Annotated in this window: 9 protein-coding genes; 4 read left to right on the plus strand and 5 right to left on the minus strand. The window is 66.2% G+C overall.

From position 1 onward, the window contains the following. Positions 1 to 157 precede the first annotated feature (157 nt). Positions 158 to 1018, minus strand: coding sequence for a universal stress protein (locus C7C56_RS04225; RefSeq protein WP_106756243.1), 861 nt, complete (start codon positions 1016 to 1018; stop codon positions 158 to 160). A 299-nt stretch (positions 1019 to 1317) separates the two neighbouring features. Here C7C56_RS04225 and C7C56_RS04230 point away from each other — a divergent pair, with 299 nt between their 5' ends. After that, entirely contained in the window at positions 1318 to 3543 is a 2226-nt protein-coding gene (locus C7C56_RS04230; RefSeq protein ID WP_106756244.1) for a carbohydrate binding family 9 domain-containing protein, read from the plus strand. A 58-nt stretch (positions 3544 to 3601) separates the two neighbouring features. Further along, positions 3602 to 6010 carry a glycoside hydrolase family 31 protein gene (locus C7C56_RS04235; RefSeq protein WP_106756248.1) on the plus strand — a complete coding sequence of 803 codons (2409 nt, stop codon included), beginning with the start codon at positions 3602 to 3604 and terminating at the stop codon, positions 6008 to 6010. Positions 6011 to 6362: 352 nt separating this feature from the next. Here the strand turns inward: C7C56_RS04235 and C7C56_RS04240 are convergent, their stop codons facing one another. Next, entirely contained in the window at positions 6363 to 8147 is a 1785-nt protein-coding gene (locus C7C56_RS04240) for a PHA/PHB synthase family protein (RefSeq protein ID WP_106756249.1), read from the minus strand. A 147-nt stretch (positions 8148 to 8294) separates the two neighbouring features. Between C7C56_RS04240 and C7C56_RS04245 the strand changes: the two genes are divergently transcribed. Together C7C56_RS04245 and C7C56_RS04250 are read left to right on the plus strand one after the other, a co-directional pair. Beyond that, a complete protein-coding gene (locus tag C7C56_RS04245; RefSeq protein WP_229458110.1) occupies positions 8295 to 8720 on the plus strand; it encodes a YsnF/AvaK domain-containing protein in 426 nt (141 codons plus the stop codon). A 22-nt stretch (positions 8721 to 8742) separates the two neighbouring features. Further along, positions 8743 to 9891, plus strand: a complete 1149-nt coding sequence (locus C7C56_RS04250) for a YsnF/AvaK domain-containing protein (protein WP_106756245.1) — start codon at positions 8743 to 8745, stop codon at positions 9889 to 9891. 204 nt (positions 9892 to 10095) lie between these two features. Here C7C56_RS04250 and C7C56_RS04255 read toward each other — a convergent pair whose 3' ends face one another. From C7C56_RS04255 to C7C56_RS04265, 3 genes are all read right to left on the minus strand, one after another. After that, positions 10096 to 12939 (minus strand): M16 family metallopeptidase, encoded by a 2844-nt coding sequence (locus tag C7C56_RS04255; protein ID WP_106756246.1) that lies wholly within the window; start codon positions 12937 to 12939, stop codon positions 10096 to 10098. Between the two features lie 133 nt (positions 12940 to 13072). Beyond that, positions 13073 to 14089 carry a diguanylate cyclase gene (locus tag C7C56_RS04260; RefSeq protein WP_106756247.1) on the minus strand — a complete coding sequence of 339 codons (1017 nt, stop codon included), beginning with the start codon at positions 14087 to 14089 and terminating at the stop codon, positions 13073 to 13075. A 125-nt stretch (positions 14090 to 14214) separates the two neighbouring features. Next, a partial coding sequence (locus C7C56_RS04265) for a sensor histidine kinase (protein WP_146204277.1) occupies positions 14215 to 14891 on the minus strand: 677 nt, incomplete at its 5' end.

A 14891-nucleotide genomic window follows, 5' to 3' on the forward strand; every position in this document is an offset into this window, starting at 1 on the left:
GAAAAACTCTCAGCCTCTGAGTCGGCCGGGCCGCCCAAATGCGGCCTGATTCGCCCTCAATGCGCTCATTAATTTCGGCTGTCAATACCGTCCATTAATGCCGACCCTTCTGCCGCCCCTTCTGCCGCCCCTTAGTGCCCCCCCTTTTTTTCCGCCCTTAGTGCGCCATCAGCACCGGAATCGTCATATTGCGCAGCACCGTGCGGGTGACTCCGCCCATGACCATCTCGCGCAGACTGGTGTGGCCGTAGCAGCCCATGACGATCACGTCGGCGCCACAGTCGGGCGCCAGCGACAACAGGGAATGGCCGTCGTCGATGCTGCTGGCGGGACGCAGGACGTTGACCTTGACGTCGTGGCGCGCGAGGAGCAGCGCGATGTCGTCGCCCGCCTGTTCGCCGCCGACATCGGTCTGGTCGCCGGTGAACACGACCACGTCGACTTGCTCGGCGCGCCGGAGGATGGGCAGGGCGCCATGCACGGCGCGGGTGGCGCTCAAACTGCCGTCCCAGGCCAGCATCGGGCGCCGGCCGACGCTGGTGAAAGTGCCGTTATGGGGGATGATCAGGACGGGCCGGCCGCAGCTCATGAGCAGATACTGGGGCAGGTCGTTCGGCACCGCCTGGTTCGGCTCGCCGGCCTTGCTCTGGCCGATGATGGCGAGGTCGGAATAGCGCGCGCGCAGGCTCATGCCTAGCCCGGCCTCCTGGTCGATGACCACCCCCTCGTGCGAGCGCAGGCCCTGGGCGGCGACGGCGGCCTCGAAGGCGGCGACGGCGTGTTCGGCGCGCTCGCGCAACAGGTCGCGTTGCGCGATGAGGAAGGGGCTGTAGGCGCCGGTGCCGCTGCCGTCGTCGCCGGCCCAGGCGCCCGGAAACGCGAACTGGGCCACGCCGCCGGTGACGGCGGCGCCGATCAGGTGCGCCTCGTACTGCCGCGCGAGCGCGAGCGCGATGCGCGTGCGTTCGGCCCAATTGCACGACTGGTCGGCCTGTAGAAGCAGGGTCTTGTATTGCATGGCGGCCTCTCGGTGGATTCGCTTCGGATTCGCTGCGGATTTCCGGCGGATTTCCGTGGAATTTTCTGTGGAATTTTCTCTGGACTTCTCTGTGGAGCGTGCGGTGACACTGCCAGCGTAGGGGGCGGTGGATTCGGATTTTTGATTTTTATCAAAGCTGCTGTGGGTGTAGTAAAACTACTAGGCGCGCCGACCAACCTCCACGATTCCTAAAGACGATCCTTTTTAATCTGTGGAATTGCCTGTTTGTTTAATGTAAATTAACTATATTCTATCCAACAACCGATCGCCTCCACGCCATGACGCCTGTCCAGCCGCTCCTGTTTTCCATGTTCGTCGGTGTGGCGCTCGGCGCGGCTCCGGCGCACGCCTTCGAGGCCCACCGCATCGCCGCCGGCGCGCCCGGCGTGCGCCTCGACGGCGTGCAGGACGAGGCTTTTTGGCAGGCGGCGCCGGCACACACGCGCTTTTACGAGACCAAGCCGGCCGACAACGCCGACGCCGGCGTCCGCACCGGGGTGCGCATCGCCTATGACGCCGGGCATCTCTACATCGGGCTGAGGGCCTGGGACGCGGACCCCGCCGCGCTGCGCGCCCCGTTCGCGCGGCGCGACAAATTCAGCAACGACCAGGACTACATCGGCCTGCTGCTCGATCCCGCCGGCACCGGCAAATCGGCGCAAACAATCTATGTCAACCCGCGCGGCGCGCTTAGCGACGGCACCTTCAGCAACACCGGCGGCGACGACCTGGCGCCGGACTTCGACATCGACGTCGCCACCGCGCGCTTCGACGGCGGCTGGAGCGCCGAGGTGCGGGTGCCGTTCTCGTCGGTCGCGTATGCTGCCCTGCAACAGGCGCCGTGGCGCCTGCTGGTGACGCGCAACATGACGCGCGAACAGCGCTACATCTTCCACAGCAGCCCGGTCAGGCGCGACAGCAATTGCACCCTGTGCTCTGCCGAGGCGATCACGGGCTTGAACGGACTGCCCACCGGCATGACTTGGAGCGCCACCCCGCAACTGGTGGCGCGCCGCGTGCGCGAGGAGGTCGCCGGCGCGCCGCGCCGCAATGCCGGCAGCGCCGCCCTGAGCCTGGACCTGAAACTGCGTCCGGACTCGGCCAGCATCGTCGACCTGACGCTCAACCCCGACTTCTCGCAAGTCGAACTCGATGCGCCCCAGCTCTCCGGCAACACCCGCTTCGGGCTGTTCGAACAGGAGAAACGCCCCTTCTTTTTGGAGGGCAGCGACATCCTGGCCGGACCCATGAAGGCCATCAACACCCGTTCGATCAGCGACCCGTCGTGGGGCGCGCGCTACACGCGGCGCACCCAGGACGCCAATTTCACGCTCCTGAGCGCGCGCGACGCCGGCGGCGGCCTGGTGCAGTTGCCGAACGCGTATTACACCGATTTCGCGGTGCAGCGCAGCGCCTCGCAGGCGAGCGTGGCGCGCGGCAAGGTCAATCTCGGGGCGCTCGCGCTCGGGGCCGTCGGCACCGACCGCAGCTATGCGGGCGGACGCGGCTACAACCGGGTGGCCGGCGCCGACTTCGAATGGCAGCGCGGCGCGGGCGAGCGCGTGCGCGGCCAGATATTGGCCAGCGCCACCACCGCCCATTCCGACGGGCACGGCGGGCTGGCCGAGGCGGCGCGCCGCGACGGCCACGCCGCGCTGCTCAACTGGAGCATCGAGCGCCAGGGCTGGTCGTCCTTCACGGGCTTCGAAGAGGCCAGCGATGGTTTCAGGGCCGATAACGGCTTCTTCTCCCAGGCCGGCTTCCGCGCCTTTAACACCTTGCTCATCAAAAAACATGGCAAGGCCGGTCCTATCAACGAGCACAATCTGTACGTGTTCGCCGAACACAAGGTCGACCGCACGGGCGCCGTGATCAACGACGAGGTGAGCATCGGCACCTGGATGGCGGGCCCGTACGACAGCGAATTGGAGATGCACGTCATGCCGCGCCAGCGCAGCCGCATGGCCGAGGGCGGGCCGCTGTTCGAGACCACGCGCTTCGGCGGGCGCGTCGGGGTGACGCCGGGGCGCACGCTGGCCCGGCTCGAACTGTCGGCGGAACTGGGCGACCATATCGATGTCGTCGGCGCGCGCGTGGGCAGGGGCGGCACGCTGCGCGCCTATGCCCGCCTGCGCCCCTCGGACCGGATCGAGTTCGAGCCTAGCTGGTCGGGCAATTGGATCGATGCGGGCGGGGGCGGCGAGAAGGGGCGCCGGCTCTACACCGAGCAGGCGCTGCAGGTCAAGGCCATCTACCACTTCGGCCCCAAGGACACGCTGCGCATGATCGCGCAACAATCCCGCACGCGGCGCGACCCGGCGATGTATGCTGTGCCTGTGGTGCCCAGTAGCAATAGTGTGGCGACCTCCCTCGTGTATGGCCACACGGCCGGGCTTGGCACGGCGGGGTATCTGGGCCTGACCTGGTCGCGCGGCGAGGCGCCCGGACACCAGCCCGCGCGCCGCCTGAACGAATTGTTCATCAAGTTGTCGTGGCGCCGCTAGGGGCGTGGTTGACCCGGGCGCCCGTTTGTTCCAGATTGACATGACCGAGAGATTCAAAATGACCATCCAATTTCGACTTCCCCTGCACCGCGCCGGCCTCTTCGCGCTGTGCGCGCTCGCGGCGCCGCTGGCGTCGGCCCAGAACCCGGAGCGCCGCCTCGAATCGTTCGCGCAACACGGCCAGCGGCTCGAGCTGACCACCAACGATGGCAAATACACCATCACGCCGTACTCGGACACCATCGTCGAGACCGCCTTCGTGCCCAAGGGCGAGGCCTACGACGCGCGCTCGCACGCGGTGGTGCAGGCACCGGCCAGGCTCAAGGTGCGGCTGGCGGCGACGCCGGCGTCGATCTCGTATGCGACGGCCGGCATCGCCGTCACCATCACGCGCGCCCCGTTCCAGATCGCCTATGCCTACAAGGGCAAACCGCTGATCGCCGAGCGCCACGGCTACCAGCGCAAGGGAGGCGCCGAGATGATCGACTTCGCGCTCACGCCCGACGAGGCGCTGTACGGGGGCGGCGCGCGCGCGCTCGGCATGAACCGGCGCGGCCACCGCTTGGCGCTGTACAACAAGGCCCACTACGGCTACGAGCAGCGCTCCGAGCAGCTCAACTACACGATGCCGCTGGTGCTGTCGTCCAAGAAGTACATGATCCACTTCGACAACGCGGCGATCGGCCACCTCGACCTCGACAGCGCGAAAAACAATGTGCTCGCCTACGAGACAATCAGCGGCAGGAAGACCTACCAGGTCATCGCCGGCGACAGCTGGGAGGGGCTGGCCTCGGCCTACACCGGCCTGACGGGCCGGCAACCGTTGCCGCCGCGCTGGGCGTTCGGCAATTTCGCGAGCCGCTTCGGTTACCGCTCCGAAGCCCACGCGCGCGAGACGGTCGCCAAATTCGAGGCCGAGAAGGTGCCGCTCGACGCGATCATCTTCGATCTGTTCTGGTTCGGCAAGGAGGTCAAGGGGACCATGGGCAACCTGGCCTTCGACAAGGACACCTTTCCCGAGCCGCAAAAGATGATCGCTGACTTCGCCGCCAAGGGCATCAAGACCATCCTCATCACCGAACCGTTCGTGCTGACGACCTCGTCGCGCTGGCAGGAGGCGGTCGACAAGAAGGTGCTGGCGACCGACGGCGTCGGCAAACCGTTCACCTACGACTTCTATTTTGGAAACACCGGGCTGATCGACATCTTCGAACCGGGCGCGCGCGACTGGTTCTGGGGCATCCACAAGGACCTCGTGCGGCAGGGCGTGGGCGGATGGTGGGGCGACCTGGGCGAGCCGGAGCTGCATCCGGCGGGCCTGCGGCATGCGAGCGGGACGGCCGACCAGGTCCACAACATCTACGGCCACGACTGGGCCAGGATGGTGCACGATGGTTACCGCAAGGATTTCCCGGAGCAGCGGCCGTTCATTCTGATGCGGGCCGGCTATTCGGGATCGCAGCGTTTCGGGCTGATCCCGTGGTCGGGCGACGTCAGCCGCAGCTGGGGCGGCCTGCAGTCGCAGACCGAGATCTCCTTGCAGATGGGCATGCAGGGCCTCGCGTACATGCATTCGGACCTGGGAGGCTTCGCCGGCGCCAACCCGGACGACGAGTTGTACACGCGCTGGTTGCAGTATGGCGTGTTCCAGCCGGTGTTCCGCCCGCATGCGCAGGACGACGTGCCGCCCGAGCCAGTGTTCCGGGCCCCGGCCACGCTGGCGCTGGCGCGCGAGGCGGTCAAGCTGCGCTACCGGCTGCTGCCCTACAATTACACGGCCGCGTTCGAGAACCACCAGAGCGGCCTGCCGCTGATGCGTCCGCTGATGTACGAAGAGCCCGACAACGCCAGGCTGCGCGACGTGTCGGACGGCTACTTGTGGGGCAAGGACCTGCTGGTGTCGCCGGTCGTGACGCCCAAACTGGCGAGCAAGCAGATCTACTTTCCGGGCAAAAACGCGTGGTTCGATTTCCAAACCGGCGAAAAACACGCGGCCGGCTCGAGCGCGGTGGTCAAGCTCAGCCCCGATCGCATCCCCGTGTTCGTGCGCGCCGGCGCCTTCATCCCGATGGCGCCCGAGATGCAAAACACGGCCGGCTACACGGGCCGCGAGATCATCTTGCACTACTACCACGACGCGGCGCTGGCATCGGCGGCGGGCAAGCTCTACGACGATGACGGCGCCACGCCCGAGGCCTACGAAAAGGGGCAATTCGAACTGCTGCGTTTCGCGAGCAAGCGTGTCGCGTCGGGCTTGTCGATCTCGATCGCGAGCGAGCTGGGGCGCAAACAGGCGCCGGTGGCGCGCGCCTTCTCGATGGTCGTCCACAACATCGCCGTGAGGCCCAAGCGGGTGCTGGTCGAAAACAAGCCGGTCGCCTTTGCCTGGGACGCGGGGCGCGGGCGGCTCTCGTTCGCGCTGGCCGCAAACAAGCGCGCAAAGCGCACGCTGCGCATCGAATTGTAGTTGCCGCAATTGGGGGCAGACCCTAGTAGGCTAGACCCTAGTAGGCTCTGAATTGGGGTCTGACCCCATTTATGAGCCTCGGTCTGCCCCGATTTAAGAGCCGTAATTGGGGCGTTGTTCGCCGTTGAGGCGGCGCATAATTTCCGTTGCGCGGCCGGCTCGCCCTTGATCGGCGCCGGGGGCGCCTTGGGCGCGCTCGCGCCGCAGACGGGCGGGCCGATTACGGCCAAGACCCGCAAGCAGGACGGTGGGCGCGATATCGGCGCGTTCGAGTTTTAAGCGGCCTCAACGCATTAAGCGGCCGAATTAAGCGACCGAATTAGGCGGACGAATTAAGCGGACTTAACTTGCCTTAGCGCTCGAGCACGTAGCGCCCCGGCGCCGGGCCCAGCGCGTCGGGCGGCGGCCCCGGCGGCGGCGCCCCCGCGTGCGAGTGCTGCTCGAGCCATTCGGCCCATTCGGGCCACCACGAGCCGTCTTTTTCGTCGGCGTTCTCGATCCAACGGTCGGGATCGCTGTAGCAGTCGCCGCGCCGGTGGGTGTCGGTGTAGTAGTAGCGCCCGCGGTGGCTCGGCTCGCTCACGATGCCCGCGTTGTGGCCGCCGCTGGTGAGCACGAAGGTGACGTCGGACGAGGTCAGCAGGTGGATCTTGTGCACCGAGCGCCAGGGCGAGACGTGGTCGGTCAACGTGGCCACGGCGAACATCGGCACGCTGATGTCGCGCAGCACCACCGGCCGGCCGTTGACGCGGTAGCGGCCCGAGACCAGGTCGTTGTTGAGAAATAGCTTGCGCAGGTACTCGCTGTGCATGCGGTAGGGCATGCGCGTGGCGTCGGCGTTCCAGGCCATGAGGTCGTTCATGGGGGCGCGCTGGCCGAGCAGGTATTGGCTCACGCCGATCGACCAGACCAGGTCGTGTGAGCGCAGCAGCTTGAAGGCGCCCGCCATCTGCCGGTTGTCGAGGTAGCCCTGCTGCCACATGAGGTCTTCGAGCCAGGCGAGCTGGCTTTCGTCGATGAAAATGCTGAGCTCGCCGGCCTCGGAGAAGTCGGTCTGGGCCGCCAGCAGCGTCATCGAGTTGAGCAAGCGGCTTCCCTCGCAGGCGAGCGCGGCCGCAGCGATCGAGAGCAGGGTGCCGCCCAGGCAGTAACCGACCGCGTTGATGGGTTGGTCCGGCACGCGCTGCCCCACTTGTTTGAACGCGGCCATGACGCCGTCGTGCAGGTAATCGTCCATGCCCATGTCGCGGTCATCGGCGCTCGGGTTGTGCCACGACATCATGAACACCGTGTGTCCGCGCTCGACCAGGTAGCGCACCAGCGAGTTGTGCGGCGACAGGTCGAGGATGTAGTACTTCATGATCCAGGCGGGCACGATCAGGATGGGTTCGGCGTGCACGGTCGGAGTGCCCGGCGCGTACTGGATCAGTTCGAACAGGTGGTTGCGGAACACCACCTGGCCGGGCGTGACGGCGACCTCGATCCCGGGCCGGTAGGCCTCGGTGCCAGGTTGCGGGTCGCCGCGCAGGCTCCGCCTGGCGTCTTCGGCCAGGCCGATGGCGCCGCGCACGAAGTTGGCGCCGCCCTCGCGCACGGTGGTCTCGAGCACCTCGGGGTTGGTGGCGACGAAATTGACCGGCGAGACCATGTCGAGCAACTGGCGCGCCGCGAACGAGACCACCTGCTCGTGGTGTTTGCTGACGCCGTCGATGCCGGTGGTCGCGTTGTGCCACCACTGCTGGTTGAGCAGGAAGCCTTGCTGCAGCAGGTTGTACGGCCAGCGCTGCCACGCGGGGTCGAGGAAGCGGCGGTCTTGCGGCAACGGTTTGATGCAGGGCTCGACCGGCCCGCCCCAGCTCGCGCGCAGCGCGTAGTTAAACCAACGCAGGTCTTTGTGCCAGGCCTTTTCGACCAGGCGCTGCCATTTTGCGGGCGACTGCGCCAGATGCAAACTCCAGTCGAACCACGCGACCGCCAGCCCCGACGGCGAGATGCCCTGCGTGAGCTGGCCCATGGCCGCGTGCAGCAGGCGGTCGACATTGCTGGGCGGTTCGATCGCGGTGCGGTGGACGCCGGGCAGCGCGCGCCGCTCGGCGCGCGTCTTGGCCCTGTTCGTTGTGGTCGGTGTCGATGCCATGCTGGTCTCCTGCCTCGCGGCGCGCGAATTCAATGAGCTTCCTATTCGGGGCGAAATCAAACTTGATTCGCGTCAATGGTGTGCGAGGTGTGGCGCGTTTGATGTAATCTTGATTGTCGATATGGCAGTGCGATGCGAGGAGGGCGAATGGAAGCGAACCAACAGCAGCCTGGTGCCGACGGCACCATCACCGTGCCCCTGCAGCAGGAAGAACTGCATCTCGGAACGCGTGTCGTCGACACCGGACGCGGCGTGCGCGTGCATAAAAAAGTCACCGAGCATCCGCACCCGATCGACCAGACCCTGCTCCACGACGAGCTCGAGGTCACCCGCGTCGAGGTCGGCCAAATCGTCGCCCCGGCCGACGCCCCCGCGCCGCGTTACGAGGGCGACACCTACATCGTGCCCGTGCTCGAAGAAATCCTCGTCGTCGAAAAACGCGTGCGCATCAAGGAAGAGCTGCACATCACGCGCGTGCGGCGTCCGGTCCGGCACGCCGACACTGTTTTTTTAAAGTCCGAGGAGCTCATCGTCGAACGCTTTGACGAGGCGACGGACGTTTCACGGAAATGACCACCTAAGGAGGGAAATCATCATGCAACATACCATCGCAGCCGTTTTTGACAACCACAGCGCGGCCCAGCAGGCGATCGACGACCTGGTCGCATCGGGCTTCGCACGCGACCAGGTGCGCCTGAGCGAAGGCGACACCACCGGCATGGGCGCGCGGTCAAGCACGTCGACGAGCGCGCGGCACGAAGACCAGGGCATCGGCGCGAGCATCAAGAATTTCTTCAGCGACATGTTCGGCGGCGACAGCAGCCAGGACGCGCGCATGTATTCCGAGGCTGTCGCGCGCGGCAACTATGTCGTCACGCTCACGGCCGACAGCGAGCCCGAGGTCGAGCGCGCGGCCGACATCGTCGAGCGCTACAACCCGATCGACATCGACGAGCACGCCGAGCAGTGGGGCGGCGCGGCCTGGGTCGGCGGCGGCGTGCTCCATTCGGGCGCCGGCAGCGCCCAGCAGTCGCAGGGCGCCTCACAGCAGTTCCAGCCGGGCGGCCAGGTGCAGGGCGAGGCGCGCGCGCGCCAGGGCATGCAGCAACGCGAGGACGTCGGCGCCACGATCCCGATCGTGCAGGAGGAACTCAAGATCGGCAAGCGCGAGGTGCAGCGCGGCGGCGTGCGGGTCTACCAGCGCGTGCTCGAGACGCCCGTCAACGAGAGCATCGACCTGCGCGAGGAGCATGTGCACGTCGAGCGCCATGCGGTCGACCAGCCGGTCAGGGCTGCCGACGCGAGCGCGTTCCAGGAGGGCTCTTTCGAGGTGCGCGAAACGGCCGAGGAAGCCGTCGTCGAGAAGTCGGCCCGGGTGGTCGAGGAAGTCGTCGTCGGCAAGGACGTGACGCAGCGCGAGCAGCAGATCAACGACACCGTGCGGCGCACCGAGGTCGAAGTCGAGCAGCTTGGCGGCCAGCAGTATTCCGAGGCGGACAACGATACCTATTTCCGCAGCCACTGGACCAGCAATTACGGCAACGCAAGCGGCAATTACGACGAGTATGCCCCGGCCTACCGCTATGGCACCCAGATGGCGGGCAGCGAGACCTATCGCGGGCGTCGGTGGGAGGATGTCGAAGCGACGCTGCGCAACGATTGGGATTCGAGCTATCCGGGACAGCCCTGGGAGAAAATCAAGGCGGCGGTGCGCCAGGGGTGGCAGCGCGTGACCTCGTCTTGATTTTTTAAGGGGGACGCCTGAAGGGGCAGGGCCGGCATCCGCCCGATCGCCACGGGCCGGCCGGCAACGCGTGCGCCCGTGGCGCACGCGCGTGCAACAAGCTCAGTAGGCGAACGCCTTGGCCGGCGCGCACCTTGGTGGTCAGCACCGTGGCCGGCAATCACCTTGTCGGAAACTACCCGGCAATCACCTGGGGCCAACACCTCACTCGGCAAACACTTGTTTCACCGGCGTGATGGTGATGGCCGCGGGCCGGATGCCCAGCTTCATGTTGCCGATGACCGCATCCTCGTCGAGCAGCGACTTCGGCTTGTCGCCGTCGTATTTGATGGACGAGAGCCCATCGGCGAGCAATTGGACGCGCAGTGCGGCCGCGTCCTTCGCGATCGCCACGACCGAGAGGTTGGTCGCTGACAGGTGCTTCTTCATCGCCGCGTTGACGTCGGCCACGGTCAGTTTCGACAAGCCGTCGCGCATCATTTTCGTGAATTCCGGCGTGCCGTGCCATTGCGCGTCGAGCGCGTAGCCGAGTTGCTGGTCCTGCGTGGCGGTCATCACGAACACGTTCTTCATGAGGTAGTCGCGGGTCTCCTCGAATTGCGCTGCGGTCAGTCCGGCGTCGATCATCCTGCCCAGTTCGGTCAGCGCCACGCGCAACGCGAAATGCGCGTTTTGCGGCGCCACCGGACGGATCCACACCTCGAACAACTGCGCCTTGCGGGCGCGGCTCGTGGTCGGGAAGAACTGGAACATGCCGCCCGGGAAAGCCTCGATGTAGGCGTAGTCGCCATAGTTCATGCCGCGCACTTCACGGATGCGCTTGAACAACTGGGCGCTCGAGGAGCGGTGCTCGCCGAGCCAGGTCTTGGCCATCCACAGGGCCGGGAAGTCCGGATGGGCGCGGGTGACCGTCAGCGGCAGGCCCAGCGAGATCGCGGTCGCGCGCGTGTTCTTCTCGATGATCTCGATCTGCAGGCCATCGGCCTTTTTGCCCAGCGGTACGGCCGTGGCGGGCAAGCCCGGTCCGGCCGGCAGTTTGGCGAGCGCCTGGCGCAGCGAGGCGGTCATCGCGTCGGACACGTCGCCCGAAATGCCGACCCGCACCGCGCCTTGGGTGTAAGCCTTGCGGTAGAAGTCGCGCACGTCGTCGAGCATGATCGACTCGATGCCCTTGACGGTGCCCAGCACGGGATGGCCATAGCCGGTGCCGGCGTACACATTGGTCTGCAGCCGCTCCTTGGCGAACTCCTCCTCGTTGTTGTCCTTGAGGTCGAGCTGCAGCGCGTTCAACTGGGCCGCCTTGATGCGCTTGAAGTCGTCCTCGCGGAAACCCGGCGTGAGCAGCATCGGCATGGTCACGGCCATGTACTCGTTCCATTTCTCCTTGTGGATCGAGCCCGTGAAGGCCGTCATTTCCTTGTCGACCTGGTCGTTGAAGCTGCCCGCCATCGGGAACAGCTCCTTGGTCACCTCGTCGGTCTTGCGCTCGACCGAGCCGGCCGAGGCGACCATCGACGCGGTCAGCTCGGCGAGTCCTTCCTTGCCTTTTGGATCGTGCGCGGAGCCGGCGGCGAACACCAGCTTGAAGCGCACCTGCGGCAACTTGGAGCGCTGCACCAGGATGTCGATCGGCGCGCCGACGGCGGCGGTGGCGAACGAGGCCAGCTTCGGCAGGCTTGCCATGGCCGGCGCCAGCGCCTCGTGCGACAGGGTGGTCACGACGAGCGCGTCGTCGACCAGGTATTTGCGCGCGGCCGCCTGCAGGTCGGCCGGGGTCAGCGACTCGATGAGCCGGAAGTACTGGTTGATGGTGCCGTACGAGCGGCGGTAGTGGGCGTACGAGGCGATGGTGCCGGCGATCTGCTCGGTGTTGTCGAGCGAGCGGATCAGACCGTATTTAAGGGCCGACTTGGCGTCCTCCAAGGCCTTGGCGGTGACCGCCGTGTCGCGCAGCCCGGCCACGGTTTTCAGGATGGCGTCGCGCACCATGACGGCGTCTTCCGGCTTTTTCACGCGCGCGGCGATGGTGGCCAGGCTCGGGTCGATGCGGGCCGGCGCGTAGTCGAACATCTGGTCGACCTTTTGCTCGTCCTGCATCAGGCGCTTGTACAGCGGCGAGGTCGCTCCGAACGAGAGCGAGAGCAGCATCGACAGCGCGGCCTGGTCCTTGTTCTGCTCCGAGAACGCCGGCGCGCGGAAGGCGACGCTGACGAAGGGCAGGGTCGGGCTCGGCCACGGCACATGCTTGTAGATGGCGCCGTTCGGCGCCGGCTCGACCGGCACGACCGACTTGTAGGTGCCGCGCTGCCATTTGGCCCAGTATTTCTCGACCAGCGCGATCGCCTTGGCCGGCTCGACGTCGCCGGCGATGATCACCGTGGTGCGCTCGGGGCGATACCAGCGGTCGAAGAACACTTTCGAGTAGGCGTATTGGTTGGGCATGTCCTCGATGTCGCGGAGGAAGCCCATCGTGGTGTGCTTGTAGGTGTGGGTCGTGAAGGCGGCGTCGCGCTGCACCTCGATCAGTTTCGAGATCGGGTTGGCGCTGTTCTTGTTGTACTCGCCAAGCACGGCGCGCGATTCGGTCTTGAACGCGTCTTGCTCGTAGTGCAGGTTCTGGAAGCGGTCGGCCTCGACCTTGAGCACCGTTTCGAGGTCTTCCTTGGCGAAGGTGGTGTGGTAGTTGGTCAGGTCGTCGCTGGTGTAGGCGTTCTGGCGCGCGCCCGATTTGGTGATGATGGCCTGGTACTTTTCGGGCGGCGTGTTCTTGGTGCCGCGGAACATCATGTGCTCGAAGAAGTGGGCGAAGCCCGACTTGCCCGCTTCGATCTCGTTGCGCGAACCGGTCTGCACGGGAATCTGCACCGACACCAGGTTCGGGAAGCCGGTCGGCACGACGATGATTTTCAAGCCGTTGGGCAGGGTTTTTTCCGTTGCCGTGAATGGCAGCAAATCACCTTTTAAGTCACCCTTTGCCGGGGCGGCGGGGGCCGCGGCGAACGCCGGGATCGCCAGCGCCAGCAGAGTGATCGGTATGAGTTTTGACAAAACAATCTCCTTATAAGATATCGCAACGGCGCAAGCTTAAAATATTCCCATGCCAATGAACAGGAGAAATTAAACTTTTCGATATGCATATATGGAGGAAAACGACAGCCGTGTTTACATGCTTTTACCAGTCTCAGGCCTGTTCCGCGAGCGGCAGGCTGATGCGGTTGCGGCCCATGTGCTTGGCCCGGTACAGGGCGGCGTCGGCGGTGGCGACGAGCACGCTCGACTCGGTGTTGGGCGCGGGCAACGCCGTGGCCGCGCCGATGCTCACCGTCACGTGCTGGCAGCCGGCGCGCCGGCCCGGCAGTTGCAGCTGCTCGACGCGCGCGCGGATGCGCTCGGCGACGATGGCGGCGCCCTTGAGCGATTCGTTGGGCAGGATCACGGCGAACTCCTCGCCGCCGTAGCGCGCGACGAGGTCGTTGGCGCGCATTTCGCCGGCCACGGCTAAGGCGATGCGCTTGAGGCATTCGTCGCCGCCGAGGTGGCCGTGGGCATCGTTGTAGGCCTTGAAGTTGTCGACGTCGACCATGAGCAGCGACAGCGGCTGCTGCTGGCGCAGGGCGCGCATCCATTCGGCCTGCAAGGTGTCGTCGAAGCAGCGCCGGTTGGCCAGGCCGGTCAGCCCGTCGCGGGTGGCGAGTTGCTCGAGCGCGAGCTGGGCCGTTTTTTCGTCCGTCAGGTCGCGCAGCGTCTCGACCACGGCGATCAGCTTGCCGGCCGCGTCGAAGATCGGGCTGGCGTCGGCGACCAAAAAGCGGCGCCGTCCGGCGCGCGGCATGTCGCACCAGTTTTGCGCGCACAGCATGCCGCTGGCCTGGTAGCGGGCCGGCTGGTCAGGGTAGAGTTGGTCGATTTCGTCGGTGCGGTCCTGGATCACGAGGTCGGCCAGGGTGGCGCGCGGGCTGTCGTAGAAGCTGCGCCAGTGCTCGCTCGTGCCGAGCACCTCGTAGGCCGGCACGCCGGTCAGGCGGGCGCAGGCCTTGTTCCAGACCATCACGCGGCAGCGCGCGTCGAGCACGAAGGCCGGGATCACCAGCATCTCGAGCAACTGGTGGGCGAAAGCATGTTCCTGCCCGGGCTGGGAAGCGCCGCTCAGGGGGGCGTCCGGCAATCGGTAGGCGCTGCTCGTGCTTGTGCTTGTCATGTGCCGTTTCCTGTGATGTGGCCTGTGTCCAGCGCGGCTGGCGCCGTCGCCGATGGCATTATGTTGATCCTCGACAAGGATCAATTCTCCCTCATCACATTGCAATTCTATTGACAAAAGGCAAGCTATTGCGTCATGCCGGATCCGGGCGCCAGCGCCGGCCGCCCCAGTGGAATCGTCAGCGAGAGCAGGGTGCCGGCGCCCGGCTCGCTGTCGATGGCGAATTCGCCGCCGATCGCCCTGACCCGGTCCTTGATGCCGAGCAGGCCGCAACCGTGCGAGGCGCGGTTGCCGGGCATGCCCACGCCGTTGTCCTGCACCTTCATGGTCAGGCGCTCGCTGCAGCGGTGCAGCGCGATCTTGACCTCGGTCGCTTGCGCGTGCCGCACCACGTTCGAGAGCGACTCCTGCAAGATGCGGAACACGATGGTGTCGATGGCGGCGTCGATGGCGGCGTCGGCGCCGCCGTCGAAGGCGTGTTCACCGGCGTTGAGCTCGTAACGGATGCCGTTGATGCGCGAAAACTCGTCGAGCTGGCGTTCGACCGCCGATTGCAGGCCGGCGTCGAGCGCGGCCGGACGCAGGTCGTTGATGATCGCGCGCAGCGACTTGATGGTCTCGCCGAGGCTGGCGCTCATGCGGCCGAGCTTGTCGTTGATGGCCGGGTGGGCGCCGTTGGTGCTCACGTGCAGCATCGACAACTCGATTTTCAGGGCCAGCAAGCTCTGGCCGAGATCGTCGTGGATGTCGCGCCCGATCCGGTTGCGCTCGAGCTCGCGCACCTTCTCTTGCTGGGCGACCA

It is taken from the genome of Massilia glaciei (assembly GCF_003011895.2).
Lineage (GTDB): Bacteria > Pseudomonadota > Gammaproteobacteria > Burkholderiales > Burkholderiaceae_D > Telluria_A > Telluria_A glaciei.

Coding starts and splice junctions, on each gene's coding strand:
- C7C56_RS04230 (WP_106756244.1), top strand. CDS start 1,318: ATGACGCCTGTCCAGCCGCTCCTGTTTTCCATGTTCGTCGGTGTGGCG.
- C7C56_RS04225 (WP_106756243.1), bottom strand. CDS start 1,018: ATGCAATACAAGACCCTGCTTCTACAGGCCGACCAGTCGTGCAATTGG.
- C7C56_RS04235 (WP_106756248.1), top strand. CDS start 3,602: ATGACCATCCAATTTCGACTTCCCCTGCACCGCGCCGGCCTCTTCGCG.
- C7C56_RS04240 (WP_106756249.1), bottom strand. CDS start 8,147: ATGGCATCGACACCGACCACAACGAACAGGGCCAAGACGCGCGCCGAG.
- C7C56_RS04245 (WP_229458110.1), top strand. CDS start 8,295: ATGGAAGCGAACCAACAGCAGCCTGGTGCCGACGGCACCATCACCGTG.
- C7C56_RS04260 (WP_106756247.1), bottom strand. CDS start 14,089: ATGACAAGCACAAGCACGAGCAGCGCCTACCGATTGCCGGACGCCCCC.
- C7C56_RS04250 (WP_106756245.1), top strand. CDS start 8,743: ATGCAACATACCATCGCAGCCGTTTTTGACAACCACAGCGCGGCCCAG.